Genomic DNA, 20,595 nt, shown 5'->3' with positions numbered 1-20,595 from the left:
GACCCTCAACCCGAGGCAACGCTCCCTTTTTATACCGTTGCCGCCTGTGTCATCGCGGTACCGTACAACTTACGATGAACGATGCTCAGTGCGCGGACCTGTTCGGCGGCGTGGTACGACGAGCGCACCAGGGGCCCGCTTTCCACCCACTTAAACCCAATCGAAAGCCCAAAGGCCTTTAGTTCGGCAAATTCCTCCGGGGTGTAGTAACGCGCAATGGGCAAATGGTGCCGACTGGGTTGGAGATACTGCCCGATGGTCAGGATATCCACCCCCCAGGAACGCAGGTCTTCCATCACCGCCTTAACCTCGTCCATGGTCTCTCCCAAGCCCACCATGATACCGGACTTGGTCAGCACCTCCGGGTCCATGGCTTTAGCGTTGGAAAGGGTGGCGCGTGCCCACTCGTAGCGGTCCTGCGGCTGAACGATTTTGAACAACCGCGGCACCGTCTCAACATTGTGGTTGAGAATTTCGGGCCGTGCTTCCATGACGATGCGCAGGGCTTCAGCGCTGCCTTTGAAATCGGGGATGAGCACCTCAATGGAGCACCCCGGATGAATCTCGCGGATGCGGCGGATGACCATGGCAAAAATGGGCGCGCCCCCATCGCGGCGATCATCGCGGTTGACACTGGTAATAACCGCGTGCTGCAGGTTCATCGCCTTAACCGCCTGCGCCACGCGTTCCGGCTCCAACCAATCCAGCGCGTTAGGTCGGCCGCGCTTGATATCACAAAAACCGCAGGTGCGGGTGCAGATATCGCCCATCATTAAAAACGTGGCCGTTCCTGCCCCCCAGCACTCCCCCATATTGGGGCAGGCAGCCTCTTCGCAGACCGTGTGCAGCGCCTTCTGGCGCATCAATTTTTGCAGCCATTCGTACGTCTCGCCGCTCGGGGCACGCACGCGAATCCATTCCGGGCGGCGGCGCGGCGTGGTATCCATCACTTGAGGATCAACGCGTTGACGAGTTGCTTCGTTCGGCATCGCTCATTCTCTCCTTGCCCCGATTATACATGATTCACAGCCGCAGGATGGAATTTGTCACACCTTTTCATCGAGAATTTTACTCCGATTTACTCGCGTTCCCCGGGCTTGCTCTGCGTCCCGTTCTGGAGTAAGATTGAACCGCTCTGCAACATCTCGTGCCCGAGCCCATCCTCACGCAAGTTTCTTATGCTGGTTTCGCTAACCCGTTTTCGTTCGTCCTCTTGCCCTCTTCTTCCATGCTTTGACCCTCTTTACATACTGAAACGGGAGGAACAACCCCATGAAATTGCTCATTGCCGTAGATATGGAAGGCATCTCCGGGGTGGTGAACTGGAATCAAGTCAACCCCGACCATGCCGAGTACCAGCGTTTCCGCAAGATCATGACCGAGGATGTCAATGCTGCCATTCGGGGCGCCGCCGAGGCCGGTGCCACCGCTTTCATCGTTGCCGATGGGCACTGGGATAGCAGCAACCTGCTCATCGAAACCCTGGACCCCCGGGCCTACCTGGCCGCCGGCACTCCGGCGCCGCTTTCCATGGTGCAGGGGGTTGAAAGCGGCGTGGAAGCAGCACTTTTCATCGGCTACCATGCGCGTGCGGGCACGCCGAATGCCATTCTCGACCATACCTGGTCCAGCACGCGTGTGACCAACCTGTGGCTGAATGGCCGCCTGTGCGGGGAGTTTGGCTTTAATGCCGCGGTATGCGGGCACTTCGGCGTCCCGGTGCTGATGGTCTCCGGGGATCAGGCCGTGTGTGCCGAAGCGCGCGAATGGGTGCCTGAGGTGGAAACCGCCCAGGTCAAACAGGCGGTGGGGCGCTGGGCTGCCGAATGCCTACCACTGGCCGAGGCCCAGGCTCGCATTGCCCGGAGCGCGGAACGGGCTGTGCGGCGCTTCCGCGAAGGCCAAGGGCCGCGCCCACTGCGCCTGGAAACCCCACTGCGGGTGCAGGTGGAGTTCATGGCCTCCCAAATGGCAGATGGCGCCATGCTGCTGCCCGGCGCAGAGCGCGTGGACGGGCGTACCATCGCCTTCACAGCACCGGATGCCCTCAGCGCCTATCGGGGTTTCCGCGCGGCCGTCGCCCTGGCCGTGCGCTAAGCCAGCCCGTGCGCTTCCAGAAACGCCGGGTCACTCAGCACGTGCTCGGTGGGACCATCGGCCACAATTTCGCCCCTCTCCAGCACCACCGTGCGCGGGCAAATCAGGCGCACCAGGTCCAAATCGTGCGTCGCCAGGAGCAGGGTCTGGGGTAGGGTTCTTAACAGCGCCATCAACTCGCGTCGTCCCCGCGGATCCAGGCCGGCAGTGGGTTCATCCAACGCCAGAATGGCCGGCTGCATCACCAACACGGTAGCCAGTGCCACGCGCTTCTGCTCGCCCAGGCTGAGGTGAAATGGAGAGCGCTCGGCATGGGCGCTCATGCCCACAACCGCCAGCGCTGCCCGCACCCGTGCTTCTACCTCTGCTGGCGACAAACCGGCATAAATTGGCGCATAGGCGACATCCTCAAAGACGGTTGGGCAGAACAACTGATCGTCAGGAGATTGAAACACCAGCCCCACCTGGCTGCGAATCTGGCGCACGGTGGCGGGCGAGAGGGGGACGCCGAAAATGCGCACCTCCCCCTGCCCGGTCAGGAGCCCGTTCAGGTGCAGAAGCAAGGTTGATTTGCCGGCGCCGTTTGGCCCGACCAGCGCCACGTGTTCACCCACCGGGATGCGCAGGCAAATATCCCGCAAAGCCACCTGACCGGTGGGGTAGGTGTAGGAAAGGTGAAGGATCTCAACGGCGGGGGAAAGCATGGGGGGGCACCTTTTCAGGGGAGTATCTGCCCGAGCAGAAGGATCAAAAGTCCCAGCCCAAATCCCGCCAGCCGGGCAGGCCAGCCAAGTGCCGGCGCAGGTAGGGAGCGCAAGCGGCCATCAAACCCGCGCGCCAGCATGGCCCCGTAGATGCGCTCACTGCGGTCAAGAGCGCGCAGGATCAGGTTGCCCGCCATGCCGCCGGTGGTCCGTGCGCGCCAGGCCAGACTCCCACCCGCACGCCGCCCGGGCAACTCTGTCGAACGCGCCGTCCGCGCCCGTAGCAGGGCCTGCGCCATCTCCCCCAGATTGCTCAGGTAGCGCAATGCCAGCCCGGCCGTGGTCACCAGCGGTTGGGGCACCCCCAGGTTACGCAACGCCCCCAACAGGGCCGTCCAGGGGGTTGTGTGGACGAGAAGCACCGCCACGGTGCCCGAGAGCACCAGGCGCAGAATCAGGCCGGCCGAGCGCATCACCCCCTCCCGGGTGATCACCAGATGCCAATTGCTCCCACCCAGGCTCAGCCAGGCATCACCGGGCGTGAGCCACAGCCAGGGCAGCACCGCCAGCACCAGTGGCGAAAACCAGACAAGGGCACGCAGGAGCGGTAGATTGGGAGCGCCCCAGCGCCAGATGAGCAGAAGCAACACCGCATACCCCCCTAAAGCGCCCCAGCGCCCCGACGGGGTCAGCGCTAGGCCGAGCAGGGTTGCCAGCCCCAGGAGCACTTTGAGGCGAGCGTCCACCTCGCGCAGGCGTGAAGGGGTAGGAGGAGATAATCGCTGCATCGGTGGAGCTCACATCTTCGCCCGGTGCACGCGTGCGGCCAGCAGCCCCCAGACCAGCCCCAGCACCACCAGCGCCCCAATCAGGCCGGCCACGATGGTGCTCAGCGCCCCTTCGCCCAGCCCCGGCACGGTGTAATCGGGCAAGAGATGGTAAAGCGGCTGGGCGGCACGCTCCAGAAAGCCCAGGTCCTCGGCTACGCGCTCCAGGCCATCCGGCGCAGTGGAAGCCAGCGGTGCCGCGATGACCAACACCAGGGTGATCAGCACGCCCCCAATCATCACCCCGCCTCGCTCGGCCGCAGAAAACGGTGCCGGTTGCACCAGCGCCGGACGGGCCGCCCTTAAAAATGCCAGCGCCCCCACGGTGATACCACCCTCAACCAGCCCGATCAGGGCATGTACTCCACCCATGGCCGGGATCACCAGCCCCGCTGGCGAGGCACCCGAGAGCGCCAGTTCCAACCCGCACGCCAGCGCTGCGGTGAAGATGGAGGCCCAAGCGGCGGCAAATTCGCCGATCCTGTGACCCCAGGCAAAGCGTCCCAGCAAGCGGTTCAGCAGGCGCTGCACCGCATAGGTGACCCACACCCCGATCACGGCCATATTAAGCAGGTTGGCGCCCAGCGCCAGCAAGCCCCCATCCTGGAAGAAGAGCGCCTGTACCCCCACCACCGTGGTCATCACCAGCATGGCCGACCGGGGCCCCAGCACCAGGGTGGCCAGAGCCGCCCCCAGCAGATGACCGGAGGTGCCGCCGGCAATGGGGAAATTGAGCATCTGGGCGGCAAAAATGGCCGCCGCCATGACGCCAATCAGCGGCAGGCGCTGCGCCGCCAGATCCCCATCCTGCGCGCGCAGGGCCCAGGCAATGGCAACGCCGGCCAGCAACCAGCACCCCAGCACCACCGGCAGGGATAAGAAGCCATCCGGGATATGCATGGCAAGAATGAGAGGAAGCATGGGAGATACCTCCAGGGGAAAAATAATGGCTTTATGGTATGCATTCGGTGCCCCTTATCCTCATGAGGGAGCGCTTCCTTCGCCGGTCAGGGAAAAAGCCCGGCGTGAGGGGGCATTCCGAACGCTCTTTCGAGTATAAAAAATAATGCAAAAATTTGCAAATGCAATTAATGACAAAACTCAAATGACATCCTGCACGCTTCCTTTTGAGATTGCCGTGGGTAACTTAGGATAAAATAATCCTGATGCGACAATCCTCAGTGCAACTGGCCATTTTAGATGTGCTCGCAGGTGAGGGAGACAGCCACTTGAGCGCGCTGGAGATCTACGAACGCCTCAAAGCCCGTCTGCCGGCCATCGCCCCCTCCACGGTGTACCGCGCCCTGGAGCGCCTGACCCAGCAGGGTCTGGTCTCGGTTTCAGACATGGGCAAGGGGGTCACCCTCTACGAACGCGTCGGCCAGCCCCTCCACCACCACCTGGTCTGCACGGGGTGCGGGCAGGTATTAACCATTGACCACTCTCAGGTAGGGCCCTTCTTCGCCGCCATCGAGAATACCTACGCCTTCCGCCTGCAAACCAACCACCTGATCCTCTTCGGGCTGTGCCGGGCGTGCCAGGCACAATCCTCCACACCACTACCCCCGGAAGCCTAGGCCGCCTTAGAAACCGACCTGCCTTACAAAAGTGTAAAGGCCGATTACAAAAATTCCCCTTCAGAATCGCCTTGCACAGCCTATAGTGCAAATAGAGGGTTTCCCGGCTAATCTCCCGAATTAACCGGGTCGCCCCTACAAACGTATAACGTCGTAACGACTCGTTCGACAAGGGCAAACCCGGCGAAAGCCGGCGACGCAAAGCCATGGGTCTAAGGGTCTGCATCCAACGCAGGCCTATGATTGCCAGGCTGCCGAAAACGAGCGGTTTTTTGTGCCCGCGCCAGGCCGGCCTGAAACCGACCGGACTGCCGTGCCGTTCGCCGCGGGGCGCTCTTGTCGTCCAGGAGGGAAATGATGAAGCGCCTCGCGCAGTGGTTAATAACGGGATGGGTGTTCGCAGTCGGGTTGGTGGTGGCCTGGCCGCTGACTGCTCACGCTGCGGAGGGCGGGGAGCAGCGCCTCTACCTGCCCGTCATCCTCAATCTCAACAGCGATGAAATCCCCACTACCGGGGGACACGCCGAATCCGTCCTCACCTTGCAGGCTTTTATCGCCCAGGTAAGCGATGGTCAGGCCGGGGTCCTGCGTGGGGTGTACGTGGAGAACGTACTGGCTTACCGTGTGGACCAGCAGCCGGCCGACAATTACACGTACATCACCTCCCAGCCGGATACCGTCACCCAGTTCGGCCTGGCCCGCCCCCCGGTGATCGGTCTGCTGGCCCACAACACGCTGGCCGGCGCCCGCTTCTTTGACCTAAAAGAGGGAGCGCAGGTTTGGCTCATCGAGGGCGATGGGCGCAGCCACGCCTACCGCGTCAGCCGGCGTTACGAGTACCAGGCCCTGCAACCCAACAGCCCCACCAGCGATTTCAAAGACCTTGCCACCGGCGAGGTTCTCACCGCCGCCGAGGTGTTTGCCCGCCACTACATGGGCCCGGCCCATCTGACCCTGCAAACCTGCATCGCCCGCGATGGGCTGAGCACCTGGGGACGGCTCTTCGTCATCGCCGAGCCGGAGCCTTAAAAAGGGTGCCCCGCCGCGGGGGCTGCGGCGGGGCTTAGGCGGGATGGGGAAAAGATGGGCTTAGCGCATGATCAGCGGCAGGTACACCTGCACACCGCCGGTCGGGGGCAGGACCACTACCGTGGTGGAGGCGCTGGCGCTGTTATTGGCCGGGTTGGTATCCGGAGGGGTCGCCGCCTGGAGGCTGGCGCTCGCCGTCAGGTCGCCCGCCTGAGCCGGCGCCGTGACGTTCACCACCAGGGTTGAGGGGGCGCCTTTGGCCAGGCTGCCCAAGGTGCAGGTAACCGTACCGGCGCTGTGCGAGCAGGTCCAGCCACTACCGCTCGCGCTTCGGTAAGCCACCTCCGTGGGCAGGCTCAGGGTGAGGGTCAGAGCGTTGGCGGGCTTGGGCCCGGCGTTGCTCACCATCAGGGTGTAGGCAAAGTCCGTGCCCGCGTTCACGCTGGCCGGGGCGCTCAGGCTCACCGCCAGATCCGCGCTGGGGTCTACAACGGAGAAGAACTCACTCCATGCCGGGTAGAGGCCGCCCGAGGTCGAGGTTGCAATCAGACGGTAGCCCGCGCCGGCCTTGTCAAGGAAGAGATTGGCAAAGGTTGCCAGACCATTGTCCGGCACCACCGAGAGCGTGCCGCCCAAATGGCCGGCTGGGGGGTTAACAGCCAGCTCGATGCGGACGGGAAAATCATAATTAATCGCCAGGTTGCCCGCGTTATCTTCTACCCGCACCACCGGCTGTGGGTCAAACGGCTCGTTGGTGAAGGCCGTGGCCGGCGGCTGCACCACGAAGCGCAGGCGAGTGGCGATGTTGGTGCAGGTAGCCGCATTGCTCAGGGGCTGGAAGCCGATTGTACCCGGCTGGGCGTCCGTGCCATCGCACAGCCAGGGCACGTAGTCAATCCCGCTCCCCTGGAGGGACTGCCCATCCCCACCGGGGTTGCTCGCCACCTGCGGACCGCGCGGCGAGCCCCACCAGTTGCGTTCGGCATTGAGACCCAGGCTGAGTTCGGTGACCATGCCCACGCCGTTCTCGGTGATGGCATTTTCGTTGAGGAGCAGGGCGCGCAAGCGACCACTCTTACAGCCGTCCCCACTACAGGTCCCCACGTAAACCCCGTGGGACCACCCCGAAATCACGTTCTGGCTGGCGCTGACGCTCAGGTCACGATCCGCATAACCCTCGTAGATCCCCAACCCCACGCTCTCACCCGGGGTGTAGGCGGTTCCGCGGATTTCATTCGCGGTGACGGTCACCTCATCCAGTGGGTTGGTTGCACTCAGGCTCGCGAAGGTGCCGCTGCGGCTCGGGAGGGCGGGGGTGGTGAGCGCCTCCTCCAGCGGGCTGGGGTGCGCCGTCAGCGGATCGCTGGCGACGATCCCGTAGCACCCATCTCCCACACAGGCAGGGTTACCGATGCGGTTGCCCCGGATGGTGGCGCCGGAATCTACTACATAAATATTAGCCTGGCTGTTCGTCAGGGTGTTGCCTTCCACCGTGGTGCTACCAGCGCCGTAAACCAAAATGCCCGAGGCTACCCAGTCCTTGCCGCTGTAGGCAATGCCGGTGATGGTGTTGTTGCGCACCGTTCCGGCGGCCCCGGAGGAGACCTGAATGCCGTTCTGGGCAATCTTATCGGTGCTGCCGGCGCCCGTCACCTCGTTGTTTTCGATCGTAACCTCCAGGCCACTGCCGACCACGGTGATGCCGTTCTTTTGGAAGTCGCTCACCGCGACGTTGCGCACGGTCAGCGTGCGGGATTGCCCATCCCCATTGTAGGCATAGAGCCCCAATCCGTGCTGGCTACCCGATAAGGGATTATCACGCACGCCGGTGATGGTGACCCCCTCGACCGTGCCGCCGGCGTTGTAGAAGCCAATGCCGACAAAGCGATAATTATTCCCACCATTCCCGGCGCCGTCCACTTTGAGATTACTCAGGGTTACATCGGCATTGCTCTGCACCAGCACAACCGGTTTGTTATCCCCCGAGGGGGTAGTAAATTTAGCCGTCAGCGTGGTTGGGGATTTAATCACCACGTCCTCTGGTGTTTGCCCCGCCCCCTGCAAGGTCAGGTCCTTGCCGCTGATGACTACCTGCTCCTCGTAAGTGCCGGGCTTGACCAGCACGGTATCGCCGTTTGTAGCCTTTTCCACTTCGTTCTGAATGGTAACCCCGATTCGGCGCACGTTGTCGAATTGATAGGACCCCGAGACATAACTATAAGTGCTTAGATCGGCAGGCGGATTGCTCCCGGCCACCACTGCCTGATTGAAAGTGTTATCCTGCCAGTAAGAAGCCCAGTCAAATTGCGAATTATCGTAAGTTCCGCGAGCACGGATATGAGCCACTCCAGGACCGATTCCTTTGTAATTGTAAGTGAAGTTATTATCCTTGATGGTAGCACCGCCCACGGAGTACACGAACCAAGGCACACCGGTTCCCGAGCCGTTGAATGAAATAAAGGGCCAGTAGTCATCCGAGTCGTTGGTGAACTTATTATGGACGATCTGGCGCTGTGACACCTCTCCCGAAATTCCCGCACCGTTGGCAATATCTACACTGGTGCCGTGATCAAACCAGTTGTATTCCAGTGTGTAACCACGAATATGCGAGGTGGAAGTGTTCTTGTCAAAGCGCCAATCACCAATGTAAACCGAGCCTCCGTCCTCCTCTCCTGCTCCAACGTTGATGTGGCAGTAGCGCAGGGTAAAGTTGTCTCCTATGACCTCAATGGTCTTATTGTTGCTAACCTGGTCGTTGACAATGTTGTCCTTAATTTCCAGGCCCTGTAAGGTCACATTGTCTGCTTCTACGAATATGCCGGAGTAACCAAAGGAGTTAGTGGCATAGGTTGTTACGCGGGCCCCCACATTCCCGTAATCGGCAATGGGGTTACCGTCCTCATCTACGCCCATGACCTTTAGGCCCGCTTTATCTTGCCCGATGAAGAGGCCAAATTGGTAAGGGCCCGAGTTATTGAAGAGTTTTCGATTAGTGGCCGTCTCGTGATACTCCCCCGGGTGCACGTACACCGTCCCACCCGGAGCAGTTGCATCAATCGCACTTTGAATGGTCTTAAAGTGACTCGGAACCAGGTACCATGGGTCATCCGCATCGTCATCTACCCAGGTTTGGTCGTAAAAGACCTCAAAATCAATGGTAACCTTCTTGCCATCCTTCAAGCGGATTGAGAGGTTATCCAGATAACCCTCGAAGGTGCTACTCCAACTGCTCCCGGTTTGTATGGAAATATACTTGACCGTCTCCGCACCGTAATCAATGGATTGATCCACACAGGAGGGTGCACAATTTGGGATGGAGGACCAATTAATCGCCCCCGCTTGCAGATCCTGCAGAGTCGGCTGACCGTAGAAGCCGTATCCTCCCGTCTTCGCGGTGTCGAAGAACGTCAATTGATTGGACCCCTCGTCAGTGCTCCAGGTATTCCAGTTATTGGCAGGGGCGTTCAAATTGTTTGAGAGATAGGGCTCGGCATTTAGGCGGTAACCGTACCAACCGGTAGTATCATCTTCCCCATCCGGCGTGGTGTAAATAGCCAGGTAGAAATCTACAGACCCCGCATCACCGGGCTTTTTAGTCTGGTATGAAATGCTGGCAATGTCATCAATTGTGAATGATCCCAGGATATCATCAAACGGTGACATTGTGGGATCTATGTACAATTCCATTTTGGTGGCACTTTTATTGAACCACCATGCCCCCTTTCCCAGCGGGCTGTCTGACAATTGCACGGCACTGGCGTTAGCCAACTGGGCTCGGTCAATCCCTAAAACCACCGTAACTGGCGCACCCTCTGCCTGCACCCGGTAGATGTGACCTCCCCCCAGCACCAGCGATGCCAGCAAAACAACCAAAACAAGAAAACGCACCCAACCAGTTCCTTTCATATTGAGCCTCCTTCTAATGACCTCCCTAAATGGTTTGGAATAGCCCTAAGGGCAATGCGCCCTTTTCGACCCAATACCCAAACACCCCTCGCCGAGCAAGGGGTTCTTCTCACACCGATTCACATTTGACAGGCTGATGGCTGGCTTTGCGTTTTACACACCCCCGAGGACCTCCATAAAAAATGCGTAAAAGCGGCGTAAAGACAGCCTTAATTTAGCATAAAAAAACCCGACTTGTCAAGCCAAACAAACTTAAAACATTAACTTACACCTAATATCTAACCAAACCCCTCTAATACCTCCGTTTTACCCTTTTAGGCGCCTGGCTCCTCCCTTTCATCGCCACCCCGGCCCGGTTTTCAACCTGCTGCGCGTCATTGACTTTGGCCCGCGGGCATGCTATGATTCAATTACTTCCGGAATTATTCCTCTGTATCTTTCCATCTGGTCGTTCATCCCGCACCTTAACAACCGAGGTTATTTAGAAAGGAGTCATCATGAGCGCCGATTTCATTGCTCGTCTCATTGGCATGGTTGTCTTTTGTATTCTGGGTGTCATTTGGGGCACCCAACTCGGCCAACTGGCCAACCTCAATCCCACACCCACCACCTTCACCGTGGAGCAGTATGCGCTCACCCTTGGGATGGTCGGTGCCCTGGTCGGTCTTATCCTCACCCCCTACATCACCACGCGCCCCATGCGCGCCATTCGTTCAACCCTGACCCGCGTCTCGGCGCAAACCCTCTTTGCCGCACTTTTCGGACTTATTGCCGGCTTGATCATTGCCGCGCTGCTGGCTTTTCCGCTCTCGCGTCTGCCCTCCCCTTTGGGGGAAGTCCTTCCCTTCATCGGTGTCCTGGTTTTCGGCTACCTGGGCGTGACCGTCTTCGTCATGCGTCAGCACGATCTCTTCAATCTCTTCTCGGGTTTTACCAGAGGCGGAGCCCGCGAAGCCGAGTCACCCAAATCCTGGTACGAAAACCGCAACATCCTGCTGGATACCAGCGTCATCATTGATGGGCGCATCGCCGATATCGCCCGCACCGGTTTCATCCCCGGCACGCTGCTCATCCCGCGTTTTGTGCTCAACGAATTGCAGTACATCGCCGACTCCTCCGACAGTCTGCGCCGGCAACGCGGGCGGCGCGGCCTGGAAGTGCTGGCCCAACTGCAAAAGGAACCCGGCGGCGTGCCGGTGCGCATCACCGACATTGATGTCGAGGGCGTGCGTGAGGTGGATGATAAACTGGTCATCCTGGCGCGGCAGTTGCGCTGCCCCATCCTCACCAACGACTACAACCTCAACCGGGTGGCCGAACTGCAAGGGGTGCGCGTCCTCAATGTCAACGAACTGGCCAACGCGGTCAAATCCGCCCTGCTCCCCGGCGAAACCCTCTCCATCCGCATCATCCAGGAGGGCAAGGAGCCCGGCCAGGGCGTGGGATATCTGGATGACGGGACGATGGTGGTCGTCGAAAACGGAAAAGATTATATCAACCAACAGGTGACGGTTGTGGTCACCAAAGTCCTCCAGACCTCGGCTGGACGGATGATTTTCGCACGCCTGGAGTAAGCCCATTTCACGCAGGAGATCCCCATGGCTTTACGCATTTACAACACCCTCACGCGCAAGAAAGAACCGTTCGAGACCCTGGAACCGGGCAAGGTGCGCATGTACGTGTGCGGGCCCACGGTTTACGATAAGGCCCACATCGGGCATGCCATGTCGGCGCTGGTATTCGATATCATCCGCCGCTACCTCGAGTACCGTGGCTACGAGGTGAAATTCGTCATGAACTTCACCGACGTGGACGATAAAATCATCCGCCGTGCCCAGGAACTGGGCGAAGACCCCTTTCGCCTGGCCGAGCGGTACATCGAAGATTACCGCCGCAACCTGCAAGCCCTCAATGTCAAACCCGCCACGGTCAACCCCCGCGCCACCCAGGAAATTGAGCAGATCATTGCCATGATCCAGGGGCTGATCGAGAAGGGGCACGCTTACGCGGTAAACGGGGATGTGTACTTCCGCGTGACCAGCGATCCCGATTACGGCAAACTCTCCGGGCGGCGCCTGGAGGAGATGCAGGCCGGGGCGCGGATTGAGGTGGATGAGCGCAAAGAGCACCCCATGGACTTCGCCCTGTGGAAGGCCGCCAAACCCGGCGAGCCGGCTTGGCCCAGCCCCTGGGGAATGGGCCGCCCCGGCTGGCACATCGAATGCTCGGCGATGAACCTGCACCACCTCGGCGAGCAGATAGACATCCACGGCGGCGGCAACGACCTGATCTTCCCGCACCACGAGAACGAAATTGCCCAGAGCGAAAGCCTGACCGGCAAACCCTTTGTGCGCTACTGGGTGCACAACGGCATGGTACAACTGGGCGGCGAGAAAATGTCCAAATCGCTGGGCAACCTGATCACCATTGAAGAATTCCTGGCCCAGCACCCCGCAGATGTCCTGCGCATGATGGTGCTCAATTCCAACTACCGCAGTCCGCTGGTCTACACCGAAGAAGTGGTCCAGCAGAGCGAACGCGCCCTGGAGCGCCTGCGCTCGGCGCTGCGCCCTGCCCTGCCGGATGCCGGCGGTGCCCCCGAAGCCACCCTGAAAGCGCTGCAGGCTCAGATCGAGGCCACCCGCCAGGGCTTCATCGAGGCCATGGACGATGATTTCAACACCGCCGGCGCGCTGGCGGCGCTCTTTGAACTGGTGCGCGCCATCAACCAGGCGCGCAGTGAGGGAGCAACCAACGAACAACTTGCTCCCGCTCAAGCCACCCTGCGCGAACTCACCGGCGTCCTGGGCCTGACCCTGGCCGAACCCACCGCCGCTCCCAGCGCCGCCGAGCCCTTCATTGACCTGCTGGTCGAGGTGCGCACCGAACTGCGTAAGCAGAAACTTTGGGCGCTCTCCGACCGCATTCGCGACCGCCTGGCCGAACTGGGTGTGATCCTCGAAGATTCGCGCGAGGGCACTACCTGGCGTTGGAAGACTTCCTGACCCCCGGCCCGCCGCCATGCGCGAATGGATCACCGGGCGTAATCCCGTTTACGAAGTCTTGCGCGCGCGCCGCCGCCCGATCTACCGCCTGCGCCTGGCCCAGGGGGCGGAGGTCAAGGGCCGCCTGGCCAAGATTGTGCGCCTGGCCAGCAGTGGGGGTATCCCCGTGGAAACCACCCCGCGGCCGCAAGTGGACTCGTTGGGTGAAAACCCCCAGGGCGTGGCCCTCCAGGTGGGGGAGTACCCCTACAGCGATTTGCCCACCCTCCTCGAAGAGGCGCGCCGCCGCGGCGAACCCCCGCTCTTGCTCGTCCTGGACTTGATCCAGAACCCCCAGAATCTGGGCATCTTGCTGCGAACCGCCGAAGCCGTGGGAGCGCACGGCGTGATTTTGCCCCTGGCGCGCAGCGTCGGAGTGACCCCGGCGGTGGTGCACGCATCTGCCGGAGCCAGCGAACACCTGCACATTGCCCGCGCCAACCTGGCCCAGGCGCTGGAGCGCCTGAAAAGCGCCGGTGTGTGGGTCGTGGGGCTGGATATGGCCCCCGACGCCCAACCCCCGCAAGCCCTGCCGCTGGATGCCCCGCTGGCGCTGGTGGTAGGCAGCGAAGGCGAGGGGATGCGCCCGCTGGTGCGCCGCCAGTGCGATTTTCTACTGCGCCTGCCCATGCGCGGTCAGGTGGATTCGCTGAACGCGGCGGCGGCCGGTTCCATTGCGCTTTACCTGTGCTTGCTGGCCCGCCAGGCTCGCCCTGGCACATCTTCGGCCCCACTCGGCGAGGCGCCCAATGGCTGAACCCTCCCCCACCTCCCTCAGCCCTGCCGCCCAACGCGTTCAGGCGGCTTTGCACGCGCACGGCTTGACCCTTGCGGTACAGGAGTTATCCGTCTCCACCCGCACCGCCCAAGAAGCCGCACAGGCAGTGGGCTGTGCCGTCGGTCAGATTGTCAAATCGCTGGTGTTTCGCGGCCAACACAGTGGGCAGGCTGTGCTCATCCTCACCAGCGGCGCCAACCGCGTGGACCTGAACCTCGCCGCCGCTCAAATCGGCGAGCCGCTGGAAAAAGCCGCTGCGGATTTTGTGCGTGAAGTAACGGGGTTCGTCATCGGCGGTGTGCCGCCCCTGGGGCACGTCACTCCGCTTCCCACGTTCATGGATGAGGATTTGCTACAGTACCCAACCGTTTGGGCCGCCGCCGGCACGCCCAATGCCATCTTCCCCATCGCCCCCACCGACCTGCAACGCATCACCCAGGCCCGGGTGATACGTGTGACGGCGTAGATAAAGGGCACCCTCCCTTGGGCTGGCAGACAACCGGGCAATCACAAAAGTGGTGGCAGGTTTAACGGGGAGAAACTTTCACCAGGGTCCGGATGTATAATTGGGATAGAAAACCTATCCTCCCCCGTCCATTGAGCAACCACTTTTGCCGTTAAGCGCCGCTCCGGCCCATCCCGTCCAACCGGATGGCAGTACAAGCGCGTCCCTGGGACCGAACGCCTGCCCCAAAGCAGGGTGGTGCCCCTTTGCAGCCCGGGGGTCATTCAGATAGATGAGTCGGTGATGAAAAACTCGTTCAAAGAATTTCTTGGTTTCGCGGGACGGGCGGCCTTGATCCAGACGGTCACCTACTTCGTGTTCGGCCTGATCATGTCCAACCTTTTTGACTACGGCAGCATTTTCCAGCAAGACGTCATTCGAGAGTTTATGCGCCCCATTGACTCCCCAGCCACGCTCCTGGGCCCCCTCCTTCAACCCATCCGCGGGCTGCTCTTCGCCATCGGGCTGTGGCCCATCCGCAACACCCTCCTGGAAAACAAACGCGGGTGGCTCATCCTGTGGGGAATTTTCATCGTGTTTGGCATCCTGAGCACACCCGCGGCGGCCCCCTCTTCGCTGGAAGGCCTAATCTACTCCAAACTCCCCCTCTGGTACCATCTGATCGGATTGCCCGAAATGCTGTTGCAAACCCTGGCTTTTTCGCTTCTCCTGACCTGGTGGGAAAAAAGGCGCTACCAGCCGGCCCCTGCGCCGCGCCCGAGCACCGGCGTAAGTGAGGTGCTCAAAGCCGTGGTGGTGGCCTGTTTTGCCTACATGGGCTACGCCGCCGGCAGTTTGCTGAGCGCCGCCATAGCGCGGATTCAGATAGACATGGAAGCCGCTGCCTCCGATTGGAGAACGCAAATGATGTTTGTGGTGGCGTTCGTCGTCAACGTCATCCTCATCTTCGGGGTCTCCAAAAGGTGGTTGGCGCACAAAATGGCTTTGTGGCAGGTCTTCCTCCTCTTCTGGGCTGTGGATACCCTCGTCCCCCTGGGCTACCAGTTCTTTTTTCTATCCCCCATGCCGTTGCCCCTGGCCCTCCTCATCGGGTTCTTCCCCGCCCTGGTCATCACCGTGGGGATGCCGATTGTTTACAAACCCGCCCGACCTACGAGCTAGAAAAAATAATGAGATCGGGATAGAAAAGGCCCCCTTCGCTCAACGTCACCCCAAAGCACGCAAGCCAGGCCTTGCGTACTGAAACCATATTTCCTCACCAAGGAGCATTTAATGGCTTCAAACCCGATCAACCTGGCAGTTCGTTTTTTACTTGAGGTGGCAGGACTGATCGCCATGGGCGTCTGGGGCTGGAATCAGGGCAGGGGTGTCCTCCGCTTTGTGTTAGCCCTAGGCATTCCGGTCATTGCTGCTGCCATTTGGGTAACTTTTGGAGTCGCCAATGATCGCCCCAGCGGGAGGGTGCCTGTTCCCATACCGGGTATGTTACGCCTTGGGCTTGAACTGGTATTTTTCGGCTTTTCGGTCTGGGCACTTTACCGCTCAGGTGCCATAACGCTGAGTTGGATTTTCGGAGTCATTATTGCCCTTCATTACCTGCTCTCCTTTGACCGCGTCCTTCGGCTTCTCAAAGGCTAAAAAAATTTAACTGCAAACGATGCACACACCACCTCGGCACTCACCCCGCCGGGGTGGTGCCTCAACAATGAAGGGATACATCCACAACGGGGAAGACTGCGCCGCGCGCTCCTCCGGCACGGCGCCCTCGGGGCAGGCGGTGGCCGGCGCAACGCTCCACCGACGTGGGGTTATAATATGCAGAACCCCCCATTCCATAACGGAGAAATAATCCCATCATGCCTGCCGTGCGCGTTATCTGCAACCCCCACGCCAATTTTGGGCGCGCCGCCCGCCTGGCAGCAGCCCTGCGCCCTCTGGCAACCAATCACTATGGCGCCGAATGGTGTGAGACCGCTTACTACCAGCACGCCATCCACCTGGCTCGGCAAGCCGCCGCCGAGGGGGTCGAGCGCCTGATCGCCATGGGTGGTGATGGCACCGTGCACGAGGTGGTCAACGGCCTGATGGCCTTTCCGCCCGAAGAGCGCCCCGCGCTGGGGATCGTGCCGGTGGGTTCGGGCAATGATTTTGCCGCCAGCCTGGGCATCAGCCCGCGCCCTGCCGAGGCTCTGCGCCAGGCGCTGGAAGGCACGCCCCGCCCCACCGATGTAGCCCGCATTTACGACGACCGCGGCCACAGCGAATACTGGACCAATACCCTGGGCATCGGCTTTGACGCCGTGGTCAATATCCGCACCCGCCAGGTGCGCGACTTCTTGCGCGGCCTGGGGGTCTACCTGGTGGCCGCACTGCAAACCATTTTGCTCAATCACCACCCTTACCACCTGCGGGTGGAAGAAGATGGGCGGGTTTGGGAAGACGACCTGCTCATGCTCACCCTGTGCAACGGCCGGCGCCAGGGCGGGATGTTCTGGATGGCGCCCCAGGGCAGCCCCACCGATGGGCAGATTGACTACGTCGGGGTGCGCACCATCTCGCGCCCCAAAATGCTCTACACCCTGCCCTTTTTCATGCGCGGTCGGCACGCCCACCTGCCCTACACGCGCCACGGGGCCTTCTGCCACCTGATTCTGGAAGCCGACCGCCCTCTCTACATCCACACCGATGGCGAGATCTATGCCGGCTTCGATTCCACGATTCACCGCTTGAGTGTAGAATCCATCCCTGGGGCGATTCGTTTCATTCACGCCCGCTAGTCCATCTGCCATGCCGGATTTACACCAAACGCTACAAGGTCACGATCTGGGCTTCCTGCATCTGGTGGCCGGCCTGTGGGGCGTGGACCCGGGGGAAGGGGACAAACGCAGCGTCCTCCAGAGTCTGATCGCCGCGCTACAGGATGAGGCCCTTTTTTGGGAGATGGTAGAAAGCCTGCCCGCTTCCGCTCGCCAGGCACTGGAAGACCTGGCCCAGCGCGGCGGCCGTCTGCCCTGGGCGGCTTTCAGCCGGCGCTATGGCGATATCCGCCCGATGGGCGCCGCCCGGCGCGAGCGCGAGCGCCCCGACCTTCATCCGGTTTCACCTGCTGAGATGCTGTGGTACCGCGCCCTGATCGGACGCGCTTTCCTGGATCTGCCCCCCGCCGAACCCCAGGAGTATGCTTACATCCCCGATGAGTGGTTGGCCTGGCTGAACACCACCCCGGCCCCTGCTCCCACGCTGAACGTACGCCCGGCCACCCCTGCCGAAGCGGCGCACCCCCGCTTGGCCAGCGATGCCATTCTGGATCACGCCTGCACCCTGCTGGCTGCCCTGCGCAGCGGCTTGCCCCTGCCAGAGGCACTCGGCGATATTCCAACAGCGGCTTTGCAGGCGTTGTTGCAGAGCGCCGGACTGTTGGATGAGCACGCCCGTCCTCTGCCAGAAGGGGTACAGCGCTTTTTGCAGGCCCCGCGCGGGGAGGCCCTGCTCGTCCTTTTCCAGGCATGGCAAGGAAGCCGCACCTTCAACGAGTTGCGCCTTCTGCCCCACCTGGCGTTTGAGGGTCAGTGGGAAAACGACCCGCTACGCGCGCGGACGGCCTTGCTATCGCTGCTCGGCCCTCTTGCCGCACAACCCACCTGGTGGTCGCTGGAAGGGTTCATTACCGCGGTGCGCGAAACCCAACCCGATTTTCAGCGCCCCGCCGGGGATTATGACTCGTGGTTCATCCGCCGCGCCGGGAGCGAGCAGTTCCTGCGCGGTTTTGCCCACTGGGAAGAAGTGGATGGCGCGCTGGTACGCTTCATCCTCACCGGGCCACTGCACTGGCTGGGCCTGCTCGACCTGGCCGCCGCAGCCCCCGAAGCTACTGCGCCCATCACCGCTTTCCGCTTCTCCGCCTGGGCCAGCGCCCTCCTCGCCGGACAGCCGCCGCAGGGACTGGCCGAGGAGAACGGACACCTCGTAATTCACAGCGACGCCCGCCTGACCCTGCCGCCGCTGACCCCGCGTTGGTTGCGCTACCAGATTGCGCGCTTTGGCGAGTGGTTGCCCCCAGATGCCCAGGGACACCATTACCGCCTCACCCCCACCTCTCTGCAACGTGCGCGCCAGCAGGGGCTGAAGGTAGAGCACCTGCTGAGCCTGCTTCAGAAGTACGCGGCAGGCCCCATCCCACCTGCAGTCGTGCAAGCCCTGCGGCGCTGGGAAAGTCAGGGCACCCCCGCCCACATCCGGCGGGTGATCCTCCTGCGCGTCAGCCGTCCCGAAATCCTAGCCGAACTGCGCCGTGGGCCGGCTGCCCGCTGTCTGGCCGAAGTCCTCGCGCCCACCCTGGCTGTGGTCAGACCGGGGCAGGTTGAACGCTTGCGCCGCGCCCTGGCCGAAAGTGGCTACCTGACCGAAGTCAACCTGGAAGGCTAGGGGAAGACGCTCAGGCACTGAAAAGGCGCCGCCCCCGACCCGCAGGAAGGCGCCCCGTGAACCCGGTTTCCGCAATCCTTGCTATAATCATTCATAGCCGTTCGGCGCAAGTCGGCAGCCCGTGGGAGGCGTGTCCGGCTTCCGCCCCGACCAACCCTTTGATTCTTTCCGAGGTGATTCATGGCATCTCAAGAGGCACAGGTCTCCAAACGTCTGGCCTGGATTCAGGACGAACTGGAAGCCCTGAAAGCCAGCGGATTGTACAACACCATCCGCACCATCTCCTCCGCGCAGGGAGCCTGGCTGGAGGTGGACGGCCGACGCGTGCTAAACTTCTGCTCCAATAACTACCTGGGGCTGGCCAATCACCCCCGCCTGGTTGCCGCCGCGCGAGAGGTGCTCGATCGTTACGGGGTCGGCCCGGCTGCGGTGCGCTCCATCGCCGGGACGCTGGACCTGCACCTGGAACTGGAGCGCCGTCTGGCCACCTTCAAACATGTTGAAGCCGCGGTTACTTTCCAATCGGGCTTCTGCGCCAACCTGGCCGCCATCCCCGCCCTGGTTGGCAAAGAGGATGTCATCTTCTCGGATGAACTCAACCACGCCAGCATCATTGATGGCTGTCGCCTCTCTGGCGCACGCATTATTCGCTACGCCCACTGCGACCCCAATGACCTGGAACAAAAAATTCTGGAAGCCCAGGGGACCTACCGCCGGGGGCTGGTGGTCACCGACGGGGTCTTCAGCATGGACGGCGACATTGCCCCCCTGGACCAGATTTACGCCATCAGCAGTAAGTACGACCTGATGCTGATGGTGGATGACGCCCACGGGGAAGGCGTCTTGGGGCACGGCGGACGCGGCATTGTGGATCACTTTGGCCTGCACGGCAAGGTAGATGTGGAGGTCGGCACCTTCTCTAAGGCATTTGGCGTGGTTGGCGGCGCCGTAGCCGGCAATTCCCTGGTGGTGGAATGGCTGCGTCAGCGTGGGCGCCCCTTCCTCTTCTCCTCGGCAGTGCCCGCCGCCGATGTGGCTGCAACCATCGCCGCCATTGACGTACTGGAAGCATCCACCGAACTGGTGGATCGCCTCTGGGAGAACGCACGCTACTTCAAAGCCGAGATGCGCGGCCTGGGCTTCGACACCGGTCAGAGCGTCACCCCCATCACCCCCATCATGCTGGGCGAAGCCCCGCTAGCTCAGCAATTCAGCCGCGAACTTTTCAGCGAAGGCGTTTTTGCCATGGCCATTGGTTATCCCACCGTGCCCAAGGGCAAGGCACGCATTCGTGTGATGCTCTCCGCTGCTCACACCCGCGAGGACCTCGACCGCGGTTTAGAAGCCTTTGCCCGCGTCGGCAAGCGCCTTGGGGTCATCGCCGGCTAGGCACGAACTCCCGGTAAGGATGAACGGGGCTATAATAGCATTATGCCCTCCGAACGTCTGATCCGCGCTATTGACCTGGCCCGTAGCGGGCACAAAACGGCGGCGCGCGAAATTTTGGAAGACATTGTCCGGGCCGAACCGACCAACGAGGCGGCCTGGCTGTGGTTGGCCGATACCCAGCCTGATGATGCTGCCCGCTTGCGCGTCCTGCGCGAAGCCCAAAAACACCTTCCGCGCAGCGTGAATATTGCCAAAGCACTAGGCATCATCAACGCACGGCTGGCATCCGCCCCCTCCCCACCCCCTCCTCCCCAGGAACCTGTTTCCCCACCGCCTCCGCCCCCACGCCCAGC

18 protein-coding genes and 1 riboswitch are annotated in these 20,595 nt (G+C 61.6%); of the genes, 13 read left to right on the top strand and 5 right to left on the bottom strand.

Annotated features, from left to right (window positions below; genetic code table 11):
- Positions 1-29: 29 nt before the first annotated feature.
- Positions 30-989 (bottom strand): lipoyl synthase, encoded by a 960-nt coding sequence (gene lipA / locus SE15_RS00100; RefSeq protein WP_083461580.1) that lies wholly within the window; start codon positions 987-989, stop codon positions 30-32.
- 283 nt (positions 990-1,272) lie between these two features.
- On the opposite strand from lipA, the gene SE15_RS00095 reads away from it, so the two are divergent.
- Complete coding sequence (locus SE15_RS00095; protein ID WP_054520090.1) at positions 1,273-2,097, top strand: M55 family metallopeptidase; 825 nt, start codon at positions 1,273-1,275, stop codon at positions 2,095-2,097.
- Here SE15_RS00095 and SE15_RS00090 read toward each other — a convergent pair.
- Genes SE15_RS00090 through SE15_RS00080 form a run of 3 tightly spaced genes read right to left on the bottom strand, consistent with a single transcriptional unit; the run spans position 2,094 to position 4,549 of the window.
- Positions 2,094-2,801, bottom strand: a complete 708-nt coding sequence (locus SE15_RS00090) for an energy-coupling factor ABC transporter ATP-binding protein (RefSeq protein ID WP_054520089.1) — start codon at positions 2,799-2,801, stop codon at positions 2,094-2,096. The genes SE15_RS00095 and SE15_RS00090 overlap by 4 nt on opposite strands.
- A 14-nt stretch (positions 2,802-2,815) precedes the next feature.
- The gene (cbiQ, locus tag SE15_RS00085) at positions 2,816-3,589 is read right to left on the bottom strand and encodes a cobalt ECF transporter T component CbiQ (RefSeq protein WP_054520088.1); all 774 of its coding nucleotides are present in this window, start codon (positions 3,587-3,589) and stop codon (positions 2,816-2,818) included.
- Between the two features lie 9 nt (positions 3,590-3,598).
- A complete protein-coding gene (locus SE15_RS00080) occupies positions 3,599-4,549 on the bottom strand; it encodes an energy-coupling factor ABC transporter permease (RefSeq protein WP_054520087.1) in 951 nt (316 codons plus the stop codon).
- Positions 4,550-4,794: 245 nt separating this feature from the next.
- Here SE15_RS00080 and SE15_RS00075 point away from each other — a divergent pair, with 245 nt between their 5' ends.
- Both SE15_RS00075 and SE15_RS00070 read left to right on the top strand, forming a co-directional pair.
- Positions 4,795-5,205: a Fur family transcriptional regulator gene (locus SE15_RS00075; RefSeq protein WP_054520086.1), complete on the top strand. Its 411-nt coding sequence runs from the start codon at positions 4,795-4,797 to the stop codon at positions 5,203-5,205.
- A gap of 163 nt (positions 5,206-5,368) precedes the next feature.
- A riboswitch (cyclic di-GMP riboswitch) is annotated at positions 5,369-5,464 on the top strand.
- 95 nt (positions 5,465-5,559) lie between these two features.
- Positions 5,560-6,234 (top strand): sortase family protein, encoded by a 675-nt coding sequence (locus SE15_RS00070; protein WP_152965482.1) that lies wholly within the window; start codon positions 5,560-5,562, stop codon positions 6,232-6,234.
- 60 nt (positions 6,235-6,294) lie between these two features.
- On the opposite strand, the gene SE15_RS00065 is transcribed toward SE15_RS00070, so the two are convergent.
- Positions 6,295-10,140, bottom strand: coding sequence for a right-handed parallel beta-helix repeat-containing protein (locus tag SE15_RS00065; protein ID WP_054520084.1), 3,846 nt, complete (start codon positions 10,138-10,140; stop codon positions 6,295-6,297).
- A 497-nt stretch (positions 10,141-10,637) separates the two neighbouring features.
- On the opposite strand from SE15_RS00065, the gene SE15_RS00060 reads away from it, so the two are divergent.
- From SE15_RS00060 to SE15_RS00015, 10 genes are all read left to right on the top strand, one after another.
- On the top strand, positions 10,638-11,714 hold the full coding sequence (locus SE15_RS00060; RefSeq protein ID WP_083461579.1) for a PIN/TRAM domain-containing protein: 1,077 nt from the start codon (positions 10,638-10,640) through the stop codon (positions 11,712-11,714).
- Between the two features lie 24 nt (positions 11,715-11,738).
- Complete coding sequence (gene cysS / locus SE15_RS00055) at positions 11,739-13,145, top strand: cysteine--tRNA ligase (RefSeq protein WP_054520083.1); 1,407 nt, start codon at positions 11,739-11,741, stop codon at positions 13,143-13,145.
- A gap of 16 nt (positions 13,146-13,161) precedes the next feature.
- Positions 13,162-13,941, top strand: a complete 780-nt coding sequence (gene rlmB, locus SE15_RS00050; RefSeq protein WP_054520082.1) for a 23S rRNA (guanosine(2251)-2'-O)-methyltransferase RlmB — start codon at positions 13,162-13,164, stop codon at positions 13,939-13,941.
- Positions 13,934-14,428, top strand: a complete 495-nt coding sequence (locus SE15_RS00045) for a YbaK/EbsC family protein (protein ID WP_054520081.1) — start codon at positions 13,934-13,936, stop codon at positions 14,426-14,428. The genes rlmB and SE15_RS00045 overlap by 8 nt, the downstream gene beginning before the upstream one ends.
- Before the next feature lie 282 nt (positions 14,429-14,710).
- Complete coding sequence (locus SE15_RS00040) at positions 14,711-15,589, top strand: hypothetical protein (RefSeq protein WP_054520080.1); 879 nt, start codon at positions 14,711-14,713, stop codon at positions 15,587-15,589.
- Between the two features lie 111 nt (positions 15,590-15,700).
- Positions 15,701-16,066, top strand: coding sequence for a YrdB family protein (locus SE15_RS00035; RefSeq protein ID WP_054520079.1), 366 nt, complete (start codon positions 15,701-15,703; stop codon positions 16,064-16,066).
- A 218-nt stretch (positions 16,067-16,284) separates the two neighbouring features.
- Positions 16,285-17,205, top strand: coding sequence for a diacylglycerol/lipid kinase family protein (locus SE15_RS00030; RefSeq protein ID WP_054520078.1), 921 nt, complete (start codon positions 16,285-16,287; stop codon positions 17,203-17,205).
- A 10-nt stretch (positions 17,206-17,215) separates the two neighbouring features.
- The gene (locus SE15_RS00025) at positions 17,216-18,853 is read left to right on the top strand and encodes a helicase-associated domain-containing protein (protein ID WP_054520077.1); all 1,638 of its coding nucleotides are present in this window, start codon (positions 17,216-17,218) and stop codon (positions 18,851-18,853) included.
- 180 nt (positions 18,854-19,033) lie between these two features.
- Positions 19,034-20,242 carry a glycine C-acetyltransferase gene (locus SE15_RS00020; protein ID WP_054520076.1) on the top strand — a complete coding sequence of 403 codons (1,209 nt, stop codon included), beginning with the start codon at positions 19,034-19,036 and terminating at the stop codon, positions 20,240-20,242.
- A gap of 42 nt (positions 20,243-20,284) precedes the next feature.
- On the top strand, positions 20,285-20,595 hold a 311-nt coding region (locus tag SE15_RS00015), incomplete at its 3' end, for a tetratricopeptide repeat protein (protein ID WP_152965481.1).

It is taken from the genome of Thermanaerothrix daxensis (assembly GCF_001306145.1).
Lineage (GTDB): Bacteria > Chloroflexota > Anaerolineae > Anaerolineales > Anaerolineaceae > Thermanaerothrix > Thermanaerothrix daxensis.
This window is presented reverse-complemented; position numbering and strand designations above follow the sequence as displayed.

Excerpts from the sequence above, each read along its gene's own strand:
- SE15_RS00095 (WP_054520090.1), top strand. The coding sequence starts at position 1,273 with ATGAAATTGCTCATTGCCGTAGATATGGAAGGCATCTCCGGGGTGGTG.
- SE15_RS00030 (WP_054520078.1), top strand. The coding sequence starts at position 16,285 with ATGCCTGCCGTGCGCGTTATCTGCAACCCCCACGCCAATTTTGGGCGC.
- rlmB (WP_054520082.1), top strand. The coding sequence starts at position 13,162 with ATGCGCGAATGGATCACCGGGCGTAATCCCGTTTACGAAGTCTTGCGC.
- SE15_RS00070 (WP_152965482.1), top strand. The coding sequence starts at position 5,560 with ATGATGAAGCGCCTCGCGCAGTGGTTAATAACGGGATGGGTGTTCGCA.
- cbiQ (WP_054520088.1), bottom strand. The coding sequence starts at position 3,589 with ATGCAGCGATTATCTCCTCCTACCCCTTCACGCCTGCGCGAGGTGGAC.
- SE15_RS00065 (WP_054520084.1), bottom strand. The coding sequence starts at position 10,140 with ATGAAAGGAACTGGTTGGGTGCGTTTTCTTGTTTTGGTTGTTTTGCTG.
- SE15_RS00080 (WP_054520087.1), bottom strand. The coding sequence starts at position 4,549 with ATGCTTCCTCTCATTCTTGCCATGCATATCCCGGATGGCTTCTTATCC.
- SE15_RS00075 (WP_054520086.1), top strand. The coding sequence starts at position 4,795 with ATGCGACAATCCTCAGTGCAACTGGCCATTTTAGATGTGCTCGCAGGT.
- SE15_RS00045 (WP_054520081.1), top strand. The coding sequence starts at position 13,934 with ATGGCTGAACCCTCCCCCACCTCCCTCAGCCCTGCCGCCCAACGCGTT.
- SE15_RS00040 (WP_054520080.1), top strand. The coding sequence starts at position 14,711 with ATGAAAAACTCGTTCAAAGAATTTCTTGGTTTCGCGGGACGGGCGGCC.
- SE15_RS00020 (WP_054520076.1), top strand. The coding sequence starts at position 19,034 with ATGGCATCTCAAGAGGCACAGGTCTCCAAACGTCTGGCCTGGATTCAG.
- cysS (WP_054520083.1), top strand. The coding sequence starts at position 11,739 with ATGGCTTTACGCATTTACAACACCCTCACGCGCAAGAAAGAACCGTTC.
- lipA (WP_083461580.1), bottom strand. The coding sequence starts at position 989 with ATGCCGAACGAAGCAACTCGTCAACGCGTTGATCCTCAAGTGATGGAT.
- SE15_RS00025 (WP_054520077.1), top strand. The coding sequence starts at position 17,216 with ATGCCGGATTTACACCAAACGCTACAAGGTCACGATCTGGGCTTCCTG.
- SE15_RS00090 (WP_054520089.1), bottom strand. The coding sequence starts at position 2,801 with ATGCTTTCCCCCGCCGTTGAGATCCTTCACCTTTCCTACACCTACCCC.
- SE15_RS00035 (WP_054520079.1), top strand. The coding sequence starts at position 15,701 with ATGGCTTCAAACCCGATCAACCTGGCAGTTCGTTTTTTACTTGAGGTG.
- SE15_RS00060 (WP_083461579.1), top strand. The coding sequence starts at position 10,638 with ATGAGCGCCGATTTCATTGCTCGTCTCATTGGCATGGTTGTCTTTTGT.